This window comes from Desulfoprunum benzoelyticum (assembly GCF_014201505.1).
Lineage (GTDB): Bacteria > Desulfobacterota > Desulfobulbia > Desulfobulbales > Desulfocapsaceae > Desulfoprunum > Desulfoprunum benzoelyticum.
In genome coordinates, this window is sequence record NZ_JACHEO010000010.1 from 75,541 (window position 1) to 92,126 (window position 16,586).

15 protein-coding genes are annotated in these 16,586 nt (G+C 59.6%); 10 read left to right on the forward strand and 5 right to left on the reverse strand.

Annotated elements, in window-relative coordinates; translation table 11 throughout:
• Positions 1–153: 153 nt before the first annotated feature.
• Positions 154–2,988 (reverse strand): class I SAM-dependent DNA methyltransferase, encoded by a 2,835-nt coding sequence (locus HNQ81_RS09820; protein WP_183350848.1) that lies wholly within the window; start codon positions 2,986–2,988, stop codon positions 154–156.
• 263 nt (positions 2,989–3,251) lie between these two features.
• Between HNQ81_RS09820 and HNQ81_RS09825 the strand changes: the two genes are divergently transcribed.
• A complete protein-coding gene (locus HNQ81_RS09825; RefSeq protein WP_183350850.1) occupies positions 3,252–3,548 on the forward strand; it encodes a hypothetical protein in 297 nt (98 codons plus the stop codon).
• Between the two features lie 85 nt (positions 3,549–3,633).
• Here HNQ81_RS09825 and HNQ81_RS09830 read toward each other — a convergent pair whose 3' ends face one another.
• Positions 3,634–4,275, reverse strand: a complete 642-nt coding sequence (locus HNQ81_RS09830) for a YchE family NAAT transporter (RefSeq protein ID WP_183350852.1) — start codon at positions 4,273–4,275, stop codon at positions 3,634–3,636.
• Positions 4,276–4,725: 450 nt separating this feature from the next.
• Here HNQ81_RS09830 and HNQ81_RS09835 point away from each other — a divergent pair, with 450 nt between their 5' ends.
• The 4 genes from HNQ81_RS09835 to HNQ81_RS09850 all read left to right on the forward strand — a co-directional run bounded on the left by HNQ81_RS09835 (position 4,726) and on the right by HNQ81_RS09850 (position 8,286).
• On the forward strand, positions 4,726–6,351 hold the full coding sequence (locus HNQ81_RS09835) for a class I adenylate-forming enzyme family protein (RefSeq protein WP_183350854.1): 1,626 nt from the start codon (positions 4,726–4,728) through the stop codon (positions 6,349–6,351).
• An 11-nt stretch (positions 6,352–6,362) separates the two neighbouring features.
• Positions 6,363–7,196: a deoxyribonuclease IV gene (locus tag HNQ81_RS09840; protein WP_183350932.1), complete on the forward strand. Its 834-nt coding sequence runs from the start codon at positions 6,363–6,365 to the stop codon at positions 7,194–7,196.
• 239 nt (positions 7,197–7,435) lie between these two features.
• Positions 7,436–7,798: a hypothetical protein gene (locus tag HNQ81_RS09845; RefSeq protein ID WP_183350856.1), complete on the forward strand. Its 363-nt coding sequence runs from the start codon at positions 7,436–7,438 to the stop codon at positions 7,796–7,798.
• A 47-nt stretch (positions 7,799–7,845) separates the two neighbouring features.
• Positions 7,846–8,286, forward strand: a complete 441-nt coding sequence (locus HNQ81_RS09850; RefSeq protein WP_183350858.1) for a universal stress protein — start codon at positions 7,846–7,848, stop codon at positions 8,284–8,286.
• A gap of 26 nt (positions 8,287–8,312) precedes the next feature.
• Here the strand turns inward: HNQ81_RS09850 and HNQ81_RS09855 are convergent, their stop codons facing one another.
• Genes HNQ81_RS09855 through HNQ81_RS09865 form a run of 3 tightly spaced genes read right to left on the reverse strand, consistent with a single transcriptional unit; the run spans position 8,313 to position 11,109 of the window.
• Entirely contained in the window at positions 8,313–9,362 is a 1,050-nt protein-coding gene (locus tag HNQ81_RS09855) for a glycosyltransferase family 10 domain-containing protein (protein ID WP_183350934.1), read from the reverse strand.
• Between the two features lie 47 nt (positions 9,363–9,409).
• The gene (locus HNQ81_RS09860) at positions 9,410–10,168 is read right to left on the reverse strand and encodes a hypothetical protein (protein WP_183350860.1); all 759 of its coding nucleotides are present in this window, start codon (positions 10,166–10,168) and stop codon (positions 9,410–9,412) included.
• Entirely contained in the window at positions 10,165–11,109 is a 945-nt protein-coding gene (locus HNQ81_RS09865; RefSeq protein ID WP_183350862.1) for a radical SAM protein, read from the reverse strand. Before HNQ81_RS09865 ends, HNQ81_RS09860 begins: the two co-directional genes overlap by 4 nt.
• A 772-nt stretch (positions 11,110–11,881) precedes the next feature.
• On the opposite strand from HNQ81_RS09865, the gene nhaD reads away from it, so the two are divergent.
• From nhaD to HNQ81_RS09890, 5 genes are all read left to right on the forward strand, one after another.
• Positions 11,882–13,168, forward strand: a complete 1,287-nt coding sequence (gene nhaD, locus HNQ81_RS09870) for a sodium:proton antiporter NhaD (protein WP_183350864.1) — start codon at positions 11,882–11,884, stop codon at positions 13,166–13,168.
• Between the two features lie 101 nt (positions 13,169–13,269).
• Positions 13,270–13,710 carry a sigma-54-dependent transcriptional regulator gene (locus HNQ81_RS09875; RefSeq protein WP_183350866.1) on the forward strand — a complete coding sequence of 147 codons (441 nt, stop codon included), beginning with the start codon at positions 13,270–13,272 and terminating at the stop codon, positions 13,708–13,710.
• 81 nt (positions 13,711–13,791) lie between these two features.
• A complete protein-coding gene (locus HNQ81_RS09880) occupies positions 13,792–14,331 on the forward strand; it encodes a CBS domain-containing protein (protein ID WP_183350868.1) in 540 nt (179 codons plus the stop codon).
• A gap of 18 nt (positions 14,332–14,349) precedes the next feature.
• The gene (locus tag HNQ81_RS09885; protein WP_183350870.1) at positions 14,350–15,828 is read left to right on the forward strand and encodes an SLC13 family permease; all 1,479 of its coding nucleotides are present in this window, start codon (positions 14,350–14,352) and stop codon (positions 15,826–15,828) included.
• A 111-nt stretch (positions 15,829–15,939) separates the two neighbouring features.
• Positions 15,940–16,329 (forward strand): response regulator, encoded by a 390-nt coding sequence (locus HNQ81_RS09890; protein WP_205240175.1) that lies wholly within the window; start codon positions 15,940–15,942, stop codon positions 16,327–16,329.
• Positions 16,330–16,586 lie beyond the last annotated feature (257 nt).

Below are 16,586 nucleotides of genomic sequence, written 5' to 3' on the forward strand. Positions count from 1 at the left end.
GGCCGGGATCGATGACGGCGTCCACCCACGCTTCACTATCGCTATGGAGTAGAGCGGCTCCAGTTTTTCGGGACACGGGAATGGAAGGCCAAATACCCCGTTCGCAATTACGCGGTCAGGTTGCGGTGCAGGAGAAAGCCGAGAATTGCTTCGTCAATGCCTGGCCCGCTCGAGGTTGAGGGACAGTAGCCGTTTCAGAAGAGTTGCATCAGGCATGGCGGGGGTGTAGTCGTCCCAGCCGTAGGCGGCGGCGACGGTGTTATCGAGGTGTTCCTGTCGCAGCTTCAGACCTGATGGCATTAAATTGTAAAGATTTGTCAGTGTTCGTTTCTTCCATTCTGTGGCGTGATCCGGCGTGGGAATGGGACGAGGGGGGAAACCTGCAGCCTGTTCCTCGGGGGTGATCTCCCAGGTGAGCCAGCCGTCCGGATTGAGCCATTTTTCCCGCCAGTCGTTGAGGTCGTTGGCGGCAGCGGCAATGTCCTGAAACACCTGAATCTGTGGTGGTTCAATCTCAGCGAGGTCAAAACCAGAAGGGAACGGGAATGTTTCAAATGTGAGGCTGGCGTTATACCGTGGGTCATTTCCCATACCCATGCGCCCTCCTTTGGCCAACGACCAAATGCAGTGGATACGGGAGGAGAGAATACCCAGTGTTGTATCATCTTGGCGAGGAATGACTATCAGGCTATGTTCAGGAGCCACTTGTACAGCAAATTTCACAAAGAAACGGTGCTTGGCGGTTTCAGGTGTGGCGATGAAGTGGGTAAGGTCACTCAGAGCAATCCGCATTCCCGGACGTTTCTCGCCATGGTGCCACCATTTTTTGGCTCTGGCCGGTCGGTTGTTTGAAATACGGACAGGCTTGACCATTTCTTCGACATAGGCAAAGGGCACCAGGTAATCAGCGGCCTCGTTCTGTTCCAAAGCGCTGAAATCAACCACCCAGTTACCAGCCCAGCGGCGGGTGATGTCGGAGCCGTTGTAAATGGGGCGGACCACGTCGCTGTTGGGGCGACCGTTGGGATTACCGGTGTCCTGTAGCCAGGTCAGCGCAGTCGGTGTGTCCACCTTGAAAGGACCGGCCAGGCAGAGACCGAAAAACGAGCGGCTTTTGTTGGCGGCGAGTGGCTCCGCCTGGGTCAGATCCAGCGCTTGACCTTCTTGGCCGCTGCCGGTCAAATCGGCATGGATGACGGCCACATCTTTCCCGTCAAGGCGGGTTTTGTCGCCCTGGCCGAAACAAACCAGGCTCACCCGCACCGCAGCCCCTTCATTGACCCACTCCTCGTCCGACCAGGCCTCGAATATACGGGTGCTTGCCAGAATACGTTCCAATACCACACGGTTTCGTTTCTGTCGGATGGAGTTGGTGGCCACCAAACCGGCAGCCGATGCCATTCCTGCCTCGATCTGCGCTCTTGCCTTTTCAAACCAGTAGGTCACCAAATCGGCCCCGCCCGGAACGCGGCCTTCGTACCGTTTACGCAAAGTCTCTACATAGAGGTCGCCCAGCTCTTTACGCATCATTTTATCCCCAAGAAACGGCGGATTGCCGACAATGACGTCGGCGTTTGGCCATTCAGCCTCCTGCCCGTCCTCGGTAAGCAATGCGTCGCGATGTTCGATGCCGTCGAGCGGGCTGAGGATCGGTCTGTTGTTGATCGGCCGGCCGTTGCGCCGCCGCCATTGGATGTCGCCGATCCACACCGTTGTCCGGGCCAGTTCGGCGGCGTATTCGTTGATCTCGATACCGAGGATGTTATGCGGTCCAGTCAGCAGCCACAGGCCCTGCTGGTGTCCGGCCAGTTCGTTGGCTTCACGGAACACCCGTCGCTCGACATCGCGCAGGGCCTCGAGCGCCAGGTAGAGGAAATTGCCGGAGCCGCAGGCCGGGTCCAGGACCCGGAACGACTGGAGTTTGGCGGTAAATTCCTGCCACGCCGCGTCGCCGTCTTTTCTGGCCTTGGTCTTCGGTCCCTTGCCGGCCCCTGTGGCGATGATCTTTCCGGCCTGTTCCCATTGCGCCAGCAACGGCTCGGTGATCAACGGGGTGATGAGCTTGCGGATCGTGGCGGTATCGGTGTAATGGGCCCCGAGCGGCGCCCTGGCCGCCGGGTCGAGGCTGCGCTCGAACAGGGTGCCGAAGATCGTCGGGTCGATGGCCAGCCAGTCCATTTGTGCCGCCGATCTCAAGGCTTTAATATCGCCGGAGGCAAGAGTGGGAATGGCAATCATGGCGAAGAGACCGCCGTTGAACCATGGTATGTCATGGTCGCCATATTCGCCACCTGGGTCCGCCATGGCCGAGAACAGCTTTTCGATGCGTCCCGACGCCTTGGCGGGGTCGGAGGCGGCGTTTTCCAGGATATTGGTAAACACCTGGCCTGGCAGTAACCCTTCATCTTCTGCGAACATGCAGAACAGGCATTGGACCAGGAAGTGTGCCGTTTGCTGGCCGTCGATACCTCTGCCGCGCATGGCCTTGGCAAGATCGGCGAACTGTCCAGCAGCTTCGCCGGTTATGGCGGCGGTGGATTTTTCCGGGCGGAGTTTGCCAGGGTCTTCGAAGACCCAGCGGAGCATCTCCCTGACGCTCTCTTCTTTGAGATCTTCAATCAGTATCTTTTTCGGTTGATCGGGGTAGCCGGTGAAGGCGGTATGGATGATGATGCGCTCCCGATCACTGACGACCAGCAGCGGCGGGTTGTCGAGATGGAGGGAGTAGTCGGTGAGTTGCTTGAGGGCGCTGTCGAGATCCCGGCCGGGCTTCTTGTTCTCCCAGCCGAAACAGCCGCGCTTCCAGACATCGGCCCAACCGTCGCCGCCGCCGGCCTTCTTCGCCCCGCGTTCAAAGCAGTAGTTCTCGGGGTCACGCGGCTTCTCGACCCCAAGGAGATCGCAGAGGTCATCGAAATGGGCCTGCGCCCCGGCCCGCTCGGTGAGGGGGTTGTTCTGCCAGGTGGCGATGAATTTGTCGGGGGTCATGAGACTGATCGCGGGTGAAATGTTGGTCCGGGTTTCCCGATGCGGATTGTATCAGCACAATACTACCCGAGACCATATCGTGTCAGGCGGCAAGAGACAATGCAAATCCACCCCGGTCAAAGGCCTGGTGCCTTTGTGAGGCGGGTTGCCGCGGAACAGGAGTTTCTCTCGTTTGTCAGGTATCTCGCGCCTCCTTCCTTGCCGTGGCCGCGGTGGTTACTCGCCCATCCGTCGCCGTGTTTTAACGGGTGATGGCGCAACTCATGGCCGGGTATCACTCCCGGATAACTCCCGTTGCCGGAGTCGGACAGGCCGGAAGCATCCCGTATCTGCAAAGAGACGACGGCGCCGTGATTGTGATTCTGCCGCTGGATAATGTTTTCCAGACCGAAGCAGTGGCCGGCAAATTCCAGCGTATCGATGAGATACTGACGCAAACCGGCAAGGTTGCCGACAGAGAACTGTGGTTGACCGGAGGGGTCGATGGCGGCGCCCGAAAGATGCTGGAGACCGTGGGCTGGAAAATCACGGAAAAGGCCGGCGACAGGCTCAGGCGATAACACCGGCCGGAAATGCACAGGTTTCCCCTGATCCTCGTATGTTTTTTTACCCAGGAACTGAGGTTCCGGATATGCACCTCCCCGGTCAGCTCGCCAGGATTGGAAACAGTTGTTTGAGGCCATGGGTGATGAATTCGACGCCCATCGCGGCCATGATCAACCCCATGATCCGGGTGACGATGTTGATGCCGGTTTTGCCCAGCAGTCGCGAAATGGTCGGGGCCAGGCGGAACAACAGGATCGTCAGGCCGGTCAGGAGCACGATAGCGCCGAACAGATAGACGTAGTGGGCGGCGGAGGTGTGGCGCTGGGCGTAGAGGATGACCGTGCTGATCGCCCCCGGTCCGGCCAGAAGCGGTGTGCCTAAAGGCACGACGGCGACACTGTCCCGGTCGGCCGAGTCGAGGGCCTCCTCCCTCGTCTGTTTGACATTGCTCATCTTGGCATTGAGCATCGATATCGCCATCAGCAGGATCAGGATCCCGCCACCGACCCGGAAAGAACCGACCGATATCCCGAAGAAGCGAAGAATGGCTTCGCCGGTGAACAGGACTATAACAAGAATGATCCCCATCGACAGCGAGGCGATCGAGCCGTTGGTGTTGCGGGTCGCCTCATCCTGATTTGCGGTCATGTTGATGAAAATCGGGATGGTCCCGACCGGATTGACGATCGCCAGCAGGGCAATGAAAAATTTGAAGTATTCGTTGAAATTACCGGTTTCCATATGGGGAGCCTTCTGCAGAATGATTGTCTTTCCGTCCTCTCGACCGCCGGGGCGAGATCGCCTGCCGGGGAGAAGAGTGTCTTTGCGGCTTCCCCTCCCGTCTCAACCAAGAGCGAATGACAGCATACACCGTCTTCGGCGGTTTTGCCCATTCCCAACCTCGCAAGTTCATGTCACGATCTCTTTCCTTCTCTCTGTCTGCCTTGCGTTGCCACTGCCGGTGTCGACCCGGCAGCGAAGCCGGTGCTGCAGGTCGGCGGCGGGTTTTCGACATCACGGCCCGGCCAATTTTTCAGAGTGCCTGAGTTGCCGGATAGCGCATAATGGTGTATGGGGGGATGTACTTTCCCCGGGGGAGGCTGAAGATGTTTTCCGGCCTGGGACCGTCGTTTGCCATATCATGGATACGTTATCGATATATAAAGTTTTATGAAGGAGAGATGAAAAAGAATGCCGATCACCGAACTGTTGGCCCGTAATGCCAGACTTTATGCCGATGACACCAGCCTGATCGAGATCAATCCGGAAATCAAGGAGAAACGCGAAGTTACCTGGCGCGAATTCGAACTGGTGGAGGCCGGGCCGTCGTCACCCCACCGCCGGGAGATGACCTGGCGCCAGTTCGACGAGCAGGCCTCCCGCGTCGCCAACCTGCTGCTGGGCATGGGGATCACACAAGGTGACAAAATCGCCCTGCTGCTGATGAACTGCCTGGAGTGGCTGCCGATGTATTTCGGCATCCTCCGCGCCGGGGCGGTGGCGGTGCCGCTGAACTATCGCTACACCGCCGACGAGATCAAATACTGTCTCGATCTGTCCGAGGCCGTGCTGCTGGTTTTCGGCCCCGAATTCATCGGCCGGATCGAAGCGATCTGCGACCGGATGCCCCGGGTCAGGGAGCGGATCTTCGTCGGCGCCGACTGTCCCTCCTTCGCCGAAAGCTATGACCGGCTGGCGGCAGATTGTGCTCCCACCGCGCCGCGGATCGCCATCACCGACGACGACGAGGCGGCGCTGTACTTCTCCTCCGGAACCACCGGCTTTCCCAAGGCCATCCTCCATACCCACCGCAGCCTGACCTCGGCCTGCGTCACCGAGCAGCAGCATCACGGCCAGACCCGGGAGGACAACTTCCTCTGCATCCCGCCGCTGTACCATACCGGCGCCAAGATGCACTGGTTCGGCAGCCTGCTGGCGGGCAGCCGGGCGGTGCTGCTGCGCGGGGTCAAACCCCGGTGGATCCTGGAGACGGTTTCCGCCGAAAAGGTCACCATCGTCTGGCTGCTCGTCCCCTGGGCCCAGGACATTCTCGACGCGATCGAAAGCGGCGAGCTGAAGCTGGAGGACTATGCCCTCGACCAGTGGCGGCTGATGCATATCGGCGCCCAGCCGGTGCCCCCCAGCCTGATTCACCGCTGGAAGAAATATTTTCCCCACCACCTCTACGACACCAACTACGGCCTGACCGAGTCGAGCGGCCCCGGCTGTGTCCATCTCGGGGTCGAAAACGTCCACAAGGTCGGGGCGATCGGCACCACCGGCCACGGCTGGGAGGCGATGATCGCCGATGAGGCGGGCCGCCCGGTCCGGCCGGGCGAGGTCGGGGAACTGGTGGTCAAGGGGCCGGGGGTGATGAAGTGCTACTTCAACGATCCCAAGGCGACCGCCGCCGTGCTCAAGGACGGCTGGCTGTTGACCGGCGATATGGCGCGCATGGACGAGGACGGCTTCATCTATCTGGTCGATCGCAAGAAGGATGTGATCATCACCGGCGGCGAAAACATCTATCCGGTCCAGATCGAGAATTTTCTCCGCGAACATGAGGCGATCAAGGATGCGGCGGTGATCGGCATCCCCGACCACCGCCTCGGCGAGATTGCGGCGGCGGTGATCGAACTCAAGCCGGACCGCCGCTGCAGCGAAGAGGAGATCCTGGCGTTCTGCGCCTCGCTGCCGCGCTACAAACGGCCGCGCCGGATCATCTTCGATGCGGTGCCGCGCAATCCCACCGGCAAGATTGAAAAACCCAGACTTCGGGGAAAATACTGCGGCGGCGGAATCGCGGCGAGTCGATGAACGGAAAAGCCATGTTCAGCATCGGCTGTCACCTGTCCGTTTCCAAGGGCTTCATGGCCATGGGTCGCGATGCGCTGGCGATCGATGCCGACACCTTCCAGTTTTTCACCCGCAACCCGCGGGGCAGCAAGGCCAAGGACATCGATCCCGCCGATATCGCCGCCTTTCTTCAGTTTGCCGCCGACCATCACTTCGCGCCGCTGCTGGCGCATGCGCCCTACACCCTCAATCCCTGCTCGGCCGACCCGAAGACCCGGGAATTCGCACTGGCGACGATGCAGGACGACCTGGCGCGCCTCGAACTGCTGCCGGGCAACCTCTACAACTTCCACCCCGGCAGTCACGTCGGCCAGGGCGAGGCGGCCGGCATCGCCCTGATCACCGCCCAGCTCAACGCCGTGTTGACGCCGCAACAGACGACGACCGTCCTGCTCGAAACCATGGCCGGCAAGGGCAGCGAGGTCGGCCGCAGTTTTCAGGAACTGCGCCGGATTCTCGATGGGGTCGTCCTCCAGGACAAGATGGGGATCTGTCTCGACACCTGTCACGTCCATGATGCCGGGTACGACATTGTCGACGATCTCGACGGGGTGCTGACCGAGTTCGACGCGGTCATCGGCCTGGGGCGGCTGCGGGCGATTCATCTCAACGACAGCCTCAACCCGCGCGGCAGCCGCAAGGACCGCCACGCCCGGATCGGCCATGGCCACATCGGTGTCGAGGCGATTGCCCGGATCATCAACCATCCACGCCTGCGCCATCTCCCCTTTCTGTTGGAAACCCCCAACGAGCTGCCGGGCTACGCCGAAGAAATCGCGCTGCTGCGCCGCCTCTATCGGGACTGATGACCAAGGCCCCAGGATTCCGGCAAGTTCCGGAGCAATCGACGCAGGTTCTTGCAACCGCGTTCCGGCACTCGACAATTTTCCCTTGATATCTCCTGCTCGATAGCAGGAAAATAGACTGAAGGGCTGAACAGTCTGAATGTGCGAACCTCAGGCCGATTCCGGCCGGGCGGGTTCCCTTTGCATTCATGGTGGCGAGCTGCCGACTGCCGCACAATTCCACGCCAGGAGGAGGAAGTATGGATGATTCGGTATCGTATTCCAGGATAGAAAACGACATTCTCCCCAAGTTCAGAAAACAGATCAGTGAGGCTGAATCGACCGAGGATCTGAAGAATTTCTTCAGATACAGTGTTCAGGAATTGTTTCGTCAAATTTTTGCCGGGAAAATCGAGATCGGCCAGGAGGATGTCCGGTTGATGCCAGACAATCAGCCACCCTTTGCAATCAGCGACCAGATCCAGGCCGATGAGGCCTTCAGTTCGGTCTGGAATAACTCGGATCTTTCCAGCATCATCACCCGGTTGTCCGAAACGGCGACGCACCGCTACCTCCATCTGGCCAAGAATCTGAAGAAAACGGAGGCCAAAATCAGGATGTAGGAAGGGGAGGAGAGCGGACTGCTGTTCAACAGTGAAGGAGGAATGCCATGTATGAGATTCGCAAGATCATCGTTCCAGTCGATTTCCAACAGTATACCGATGAAATCGCCGAGTTCGCCACGGCGACGGCCAACAAACTGGCGGCCAAGGTCGTTTTCCTGCATGTTGTCGAGACCGTAATATTTTATTCGGATTTCGTGCCGGCGTATATGCCGGTGAAAGACGAGGAAACCATCGCCCATGCCGAGAGGAAGATGGCCGAACTGGTGGAGAAAAATTCAAAAACCTGGATGGGATGCTCCGGCAAGGTGAAGAGCGGCGATGTCGTTGACAGCATCGTCGATTATGCCAGGGAAGAGGGCGCCGATCTGATCATCATCGGGACCCACGGCGCCAAGGGACTCGAGAAGATCCTGCTGGGCAGTGTCGCCGAGCGCGTCGTCAAGCGGGCGGGATGTGCGGCCCTGCTCTACAAACCCCAGAAATAGCGGGAAGCGGCAAGCGCAGGTGCGGGTCAGAGCCCCAGGGGTTTGTTGCGGGCCTTGAAGGTCAGCCGGTGATAGGTCTTGGTCACCCCCTTCTCGACCAGGCTGCGCAGCCCGGCGAGCGGATTTTTCAGGCGCATGGTCGAGCGGTTGCGGATGACCCTGCCCGGGGTCGTGGCGGCGATCCTTTCTTCCTGGGCGCAGATCGTGCGGCTGACGATGGCGAACAGGTTCTGTTCTTCCAGCACCCGGCGCCGCGCCTCGATGATATGGGGCAATCGATCCCGGTACTCGTTGTTGGCGAGGTGGTGGCGGATGATGTCCCGGGTGCGCCGGTAATCGTTGATGTCGATCGGGATGAAGCTGTCCTTGGGAAAATAGGCGGCCGCATTGGGGGCGCCGTGATAGAACGGCAGGGTGTAGCCCAGAAAAGCATCGGGCAGTTTCTCCGTCAGGTGATGGCGGTAGACGTGATTCTCCACCGCGATATGGAACATGTAGGGATCGAGGGCCTCGGCCTTGTCGTTCATCGGCCTGACCCCATGGCCGAAGATCTCGAGTTCCGGCAACTCGTCCTTGAGCCGCCAGGTGAAGGCGACCCGGGTCGAATGAAGGGTGATGTTGCCGGTCCGCTCGGAACAGACGGTGGAGATGACCCTGGTCTTTGCCGGCGGCGGCGTCGCCGCCAACCGGTCCCAGGTGATGTAGCCGTTGCGGTCGAAGGGCATCCCGTAGTGCCAGATCAGGCCGGGATGATGAAAGACGACGTTCGGGTGCCGCATCGCCCACGGTTCCTGGAAGGTCAGGATAGTGCCGTACTGGCGCAGATAATCCCGGCCGAAGACGGTGATCGTCGACGGCTCGCCGGTGATCAGCAAGGTCCGTTCGCGGGGGCAGGCGAGCCTTTCCTCGGTGAACAGCGTCGGCCCGGGCGGCAGATCGTGATACACCACCAGCCAGTCGTACTCCCGGCAGTCGAGATCGAAATCGAAGGCGCACTCTGCCCACTGCGGCCGGGTGCCGGGAAACTGGCGGAGAAAGTAGTCGGCCGATCGTCCCCGGCCGAGGCCGCGGTGCATGAATTTCACCTTGAGCCGCGGTTCGGCCCAGTCCGGAACAGCGAGGTTCAATGGCGTTGACCTTGGTCGATGGTATGTGAATATCCCGTTGTCTTTTCCGCCTCGGGCGATCCCTTTTCCCGCTCGTCCATTCCGTCGGGAGAGGAGGTATACCATACGGCCAGCAGGATGCAGAGGGGGACTCCAAGCTCCGTGAACTCTTCCATCGTCCGCAGAACCAGCTTGGGATCGGCGGAGAACCAGGCGATGGGGGGTTCGAGAGGGGTGGCGAGGCTGTCCAGCCCTTTGCCGAGAAGGCCGTAGCCGAAGGCGGCGAGGAGCGCCAGGGCCGCTGGATGCCGCCGGCGCAGGGCGAGGGTGAAACGGCGAAAATTGCCGACGATATAGCGGATCGCGATGAAGATGATCATCACCATCAACACTGAAACAATGATCTTCTCACCTGCCGGTACCAGAGGACTGAGGTAGTATTTGGTCTTGAAGACCCCCATGATGGTAAAGCGGGCATGGAAATCCAGTTCCCGCAACCCCAGCAGCAACACCAGGAATCCGGCGGCGATGGGCTGACCGGAACCATCACGGCCCGCCCGGCAGAAGAGCCAGAAGGCGGCGCCCAGGAGGCCGATCGCCGACAGCATCTCCACCGGCCCATTTTCAACCACCATCAGCAAGGTCAGATCCGGCGGCAGGGCAATCACGCCGACGAACAGGACGATCAGCAGCAGGGCGACGACCCGCAGCCGCACGATCCCCTGCATCCCTTGTTTTTCCGCAGGTGGTGTGGGGTTGGCGGCAGGATGCTTCATTTGTTCTTCAGCTGATAAAACACACCCCGTTCCTGCCGTACCGATTCAATCGTCTCCGCTGTCTGCAACGCAGCAACAATCTTCTTTACGGCATGGGGCGACATCCCCAGCGTCAAGACCAGATCGTCGAGGGTGCAGGGCCTTCTCGAGATCATTTCCAGGAGAACCGATTCAGCCTCCTTCCGGCATGACGTTACATTTCCGGATGCGCCGCCGGCGGTGATGATTTCGACGTACTTGAGATCGAGTGACTGGACTATTGTCTCCAGTTCCGCCGGCGTCGCCCCTCTCAGTCCGGCCACTGTTCCGGGGCGGTCCAATGTGTTCAACTGTACGGAATCGGGTTGAATTTTCAATATCGCCTGGCGAATCGCCTGCAGCTCCGCATCGCTGTCGTTGTATCCCGGCAGGATAAAGACTTCCAACCAGATCTTGCCGCGATATTCCTGTCTGAAGGAGACCAGGCCTGCAATGTGTTGGTCGACGGTGATCGATCGATGGTGCCGGTTGATCCTGGCGAATACGGGCGCGGTCGCCGCATCGAGCGAGGGAAGGACGACATCCGTCGCCAGCAGGGCTTCCCGCACGTTTTTATCGTTCAGAAGGGTGCCGTTGGTAAGGACCGCCAGAGAAATATCCCGGATGTTGCGTCTGATGTACCCGACAATGTCGCCTATGCCGCTGTTCAGCGTCGGTTCGCCGGAGCCGGAAATGGTGATATAGTCGATTGCCGTCGTATTGGTAGCGAAAAAACGGCCCAGCTCCTCGATGATCGCCGCTGCCGGGATGTATTCTTTTCTCTCGCTGGTCAATGTCGTCGTTCTGCCGACTTCACAGTAGACGCAATCAAGCGTGCACACTTTTCGGGGCACGAGGTCGACGCCCAGCGACATCCCCAGTCGTCGCGATGGGACAGGGCCAAAGAGGTAGGTATACGCCATGTGTGAACTCCAATGGTCTGAAGAGCCGGCGGCGGCGCTTGCACATGATCGCCACGGCACGCGAAGGCGGCAGCCACATGCGCTGCTGTTCGTGTCCGGCAGGCGGCATCGATGGCTGCACATCCGCGAAAGAAGAACCGTCACCAAGACTGTACGATGTACAGGAAAAAACGGCCCATGGCAAGAGCCTGTCTTGAAAATGCAGCAACTCTGGGGGTGAGGATGCAGCATGGCAGAGGCGTCGGCTGTCTCTGCCGGCGGTCGAAGCGGTCAAACGAATTGTATCAATATGTTTCATAATGATACGTCTCGTGGAGAGGGCGATATGTTGCCATGATTGCTGCTTGCGGCTGCACCGGGGATACGGGTGGCAGTCGCGGCGATGGGCGGCGGTCGTGGGTTGGAGCAAAAATATTCTGACAATAAGGGGTTGTTTGACATAGACGTGAAGGCCTCGGAGAGGATGGGACGTGGATGGTCCCAGTTTGGCCGGGAAGGGAGACGGGGGATGATATATGGGACGTAGTGAAACTAAATGGAACTTCCGCCTTTGGCTTGGATGTGCGGGAAATGCCGGTATATGGCTTGTTGTGTTAAATATATAATAAACATATCATGTTATTCGATAAAGAATGATTTCGTGCGGGTGGCATGGCGATTGCTAGTCTTTGCCTTGTTTGGATTTGGTTCAATACGATTCTTCGCTGCGGTTGATGGTTTTTGGAGGTTGTCGGTAGAGAAACTTAAGTTTCATCAACGTGAAGGAGTAGTCATGATTTCCGCCCTGATCCTCATCTTTGTCCTGGCCTACGCCTGCATTGCCCTCGAGCACCCGATCAAGGTCAACAAGTCGGCATCGGCCCTGGTCGGCGCCGGTCTGCTGTGGACGGTCTATGCCCTGATGAGCGGCGACACCCACAAGGTCACCGAAAACCTCCATGAATCGCTGGCTGCAACCGCCCAGATCATCTTCTTCCTGATGGGGGCGATGACGATCGTCGAGGTCGTCGACGCCCACAACGGCTTCAACGTCATCACCTCGCGGATCAAGACCACCAGGATCACCTCGCTCCTCTGGCTGGTCGGGTTCGTGACCTTTTTCCTCAGCGCCGCCCTCGACAACCTGACGACGACGATCGTCATGGTGTCGCTGATGAAGAAACTGCTCGACCGTCACGAGGACCGGCTGTTCTTCGCCGGCGTCATCGTCATCGCCGCCAATGCCGGCGGGGCCTGGTCGCCGATCGGCGACGTGACGACGACGATGCTGTGGATCGGCGGCCAGATCACGACGACGGCGATCATCAAGGGCGTGTTTCTGGCCTCGCTGGCCTGTTTGATCGTGCCGCTGCTCCTGCTCACCTTCGTCCTCCGGGGCAAGGAGGTTATCGCCCCGAAAAGCGGCACCTGCGGCCATGGTGTCGAGACCTCGACCTTCGAGCAGAACCTGATGTTCTGCATGGGGGTCGGCGCCCTGATCAACGTCCCGATCTTCAAGACCATCACCCACCTGCCGCCGTTCATGGGGATCCTTTTCGGCCTCGGCGTCATCTGGCTGGTCGGCAACATCGTCCATCGCAACACCCATGAGGACAAGAGGAAGCATCTGCGACTGGTGGCGGCCCTGAGCCGCATCGACATGGCCAGCATCGTCTTCTTCATCGGCATCCTGCTGGCGGTCGCCACCCTCGAGCATACCCACATTCTCACCGCCCTGGCGAGCTGGCTCGACATGGCGGTCGGCCGTCAGGATATCATCGTCGCCCTGATCGGCATTCTCAGCGCCATCGTCGACAACGTGCCGCTGGTCGCCGCCTCGATGGGGATGTACGACATGGCGGTCTACCCGCAGGACAGCTTCCTGTGGGAGTTCATGGCCTACTGCGCCGGGACCGGCGGCTCGATGCTGATCATCGGCTCGGCGGCCGGTGTCGCGGCGATGGGGCTGGAGAAGATCCACTTCTTCTGGTACGCCCGCAAGATCGGGGCGTTGGCCGCCCTCGGCTATTTCTCCGGAATCATCGTGTACATTGTCCAGTACAAGCTGATGCACGGCTGATACCGGATAAGCAGATTGAAATAACATGTCATGGTGGAGCTTGCCGGCAACGGCGGGCTCGCCATGGCGGCGACGATAAACGAACCAAGAGAGGAGATGAGATGGTGGAAGAACTGAAGGCCAAGGTGCTGCTGGTGGACGATGAGGAGGATTTTCTCAAGACCCTGGCCGAGAGGCTGGAGAGCCGGGGATTGAACGTCACCACCGCCAGCAGTGGCGAGAGTGCGCTGGCCAGCGTCGAGGGGCAGGAGTATGACCTGATCGTCCTCGATCTGGCGATGCCGGGGATCGACGGGCTCGAGACCTTGAAGCGGATCAAGGCCAGACAGCCGGAGGCCGGGATCATCATGCTCTCCGGCCAGGGCTCGATCCGGACCAGTATCGAGGCGATGAAGCTGGGGGCCGAGGATTTCATCGAGAAGCCGGTCAACATCTCCGAGTTGCTGGACAAGATCAGCGAGGCCAAGGAAAAACACATGCTGGTGCTGGAGTCGAAGAGCATCAAGGAAATCGAGAAAATCATCCATTCCAAAGGCTGGTAACAGGATCAACCAGATATCCTGGCTTCCCTCTCCACGGACCGGGACCAGGGATCATTGCATATACCAACAAGGAGAAACATTGTGAGCACGGAAATTCAGACGGTACGTGACATCATGCTCCCCCTCTCCGGCTTTCCCTGCATGAAGGAAAGCGGGACGGTGCAGGAGGCGATCCGGCAGCTGCGGTCGTTCTGCCCGCTCGGCAGCGCCGGCCCCTGCGGATTCAGCGAGCTGATGGTTGTAGACGACCAGGGCGGCCTGATCGGCCGGGTCACCCAGCAGGGGATTCTGCGGGTCCTTTTTTCGACCCTGCTTGATCCTCTCGACATCAAGCAGTTTTCAGGAAAAACTATTGAATTCAGTGAGTTGACAACTCTGTTGAACGGGGTGCTGATCAACGAAGGGGTCAACCACCTCAATGCATCGCTGACGAAGGTCATCGAAACGGGGGTCCGGGTATTGCCGGCGTCCACCGACCTGATTCACGCGATGTCGGTCATGGTGATCAGTAGGGAAACGGTGCTGCCGGTCGAGGAGAACGGCAGGCTTGTCGGCGTGATCCAACTGGCGGAGGTCTTCGGGGCCCTCGGCGATCGGCTCATCGCAATGAATAGCAAATAGCAAAAGAGGATGGAGAATATGTCATCAACATACGTGGAGGCGGCGGAGGCCAAGGCCCCGTTCGACTGGAAAAGGGTGTTTTTCCTGTTTCTGGGGATCATTCTGTTTTTTGTCATCTACTATTCCCCGCCCTGGCCGGATGCCATCGACCCGATGGGCAAACACTTCACCCTGTCGGTGGAGGGCAAGGGCGCCCTGGCGGTCTTCGCCCTGGCCGCGACCTGGTGGATCTTCGAGGTGTTGCCGATCGGCGTCACCGGCATCGCCATCGGCGTGGCCCAGGCGATGTTTCTGATCCGCAAGCCGGAGGTGGCCTTCAAGGATTTCATGGATCCTTCGGTCCTCTTCATCTTCGGCTCGATCGTCATCGGTCTGGTGTTCACCAAGAGCGGGCTGACGAAGCGGATGGCCTACAAGATGCTGTCGATCGTCGGTGAAAAGACGAGCATGATCTATCTCGGCTGCTTCGTCATGACCGCGGCCCTGACCCACCTGATGGCCCATACGGCGGTGGCGGCGACGATGTTCCCGCTGCTGATGGCGATCAACGCCTTCTACTCCGACAGCGATCACCCGACGAAGTTCGGCAAGGGCCTGTTCATCGGCATGGCCTATGTCGCCGGCGCCGGCTCGATCATCACCCTGCTCGGCGCCGCCCGCGGCGCGGTGGCGATCGGCTTTTTCAAGGAGATGACCGGCAAGGAGATCAGCTTCTTCGAGCTGTCCTACTACATGGCGCCGATCGGCTGGCTGATGGTCTTCCTTCTCTGGGGCTTCATCATGCTGGTCTGCAAGCCGGAAAAAGCGGTTATCCCCGGACTCAAGGAGAAGGCGAAACGGATGTACACCGAACTGGGCGGCTGGAACCGCAGGGAGATCCTGACCCTGGTCATCACCTTGGCCGCGATCCTGCTGATCGCCCTGAAGAACTGGGTCCCGGCCCTGAAGACCGTCGACAAGACCGCGATCCTGCTGTCGTCGACCCTGCTGTTCTTCATCTTCAACATCCTCAAGGTCGAGGATCTCGAGGATATCCCCTGGAACATCATCCTCCTCTTCGGCGGGGCGATGTCGATCGGCTTCTGCCTGTGGCAGACCCATGCCGCCGAATGGCTGGCGGTCAACTGGCTGCAGCTGTTCAAGACCGCCCCGCCGGTCGTCTTCATCCTCGGCATGGCCTTCTTCGTCTGTATCATGACGAACTTCATCATGAACGTCGCCGCGATCGCCATCTCACTGCCGGTGGCCCTGGTCGTTGCCCCCTACCTCGGGGTGGCCGGCGAGGTCATTTTCTTCTCCGCCCTGGTGACCGCCGGCATGCCGTTCCTCCTGCTGATCGGGGCGGCGCCGAACGCCATCGCCTACAACTCGAAGCAGTTTACCACCGGCGAGTTCTTCAAGTTCGGTATCGCCGCCAGTATCCTGCTGATGGTCGTGGTCTACCTGGCCGTGGCGGTAATCTGGCCGATCATGGGGATGCCGGTGTTCCTGAAGTAGCCTGTATGGCCGATCGGGAAGGGGCGCCGGCTCTCATCCGCCCCTTCCCGTATTCCCCGTCTGTGTCATGTCGCCGGTATAAAGTTCATTGCAACAGTAGAGAGGGACATCTTGGTTAGGATCAAAAAATTGAAGGTGTTGATCGTCGACAACGAGATGGAGTTCGCCTCGACCCTGGCGGAACGTCTCCGCCTGCGCAAGATCGAGACTGAGACCGCCTTTTCCGGCCAGGAAGGTCTGGCGGCTGTTTCCGTCTTTCATCCCGATGTCATGATCCTCGATCTCCGCATGCCCGATATGGGGGGGCTGGATGTGCTGGCCCAGGTCAAGGTCCTTGATCCGGCCATCGAAGTGATCCTGCTGACCGGGCACGGCAGCTTCGAGGACGGCATCTCCGGCATGGAACTGGGGGCCTTCGATTACCTCGTCAAACCAATCGATCTGGTCCTGCTGATGGAAAAGATCGCCGAGGCCTACCAGAAAAAATCACTACGGAAATAACACGACGCCGTTGTCCCGGCGGTCCCGGGCAACTCCTTCTTTAGTCCTGGTCCTGCTTTATCATCCAATCCGTCAGAAGAATCTCCTGCCGACCGCATTGCCGCTTCAATCGGCAGGAGCCAGGTTCCAGCCGGCGACAGTCCGAAATGTTTGCCGGATGACATCCTCGCCTGCCGCCGATCGATGGCAGGCGGTGTCGTTTTCCCCGTTCGGCCGGGATGCGGTTGCACCTGGCCGGCATGGAGAGAACAGTAGAG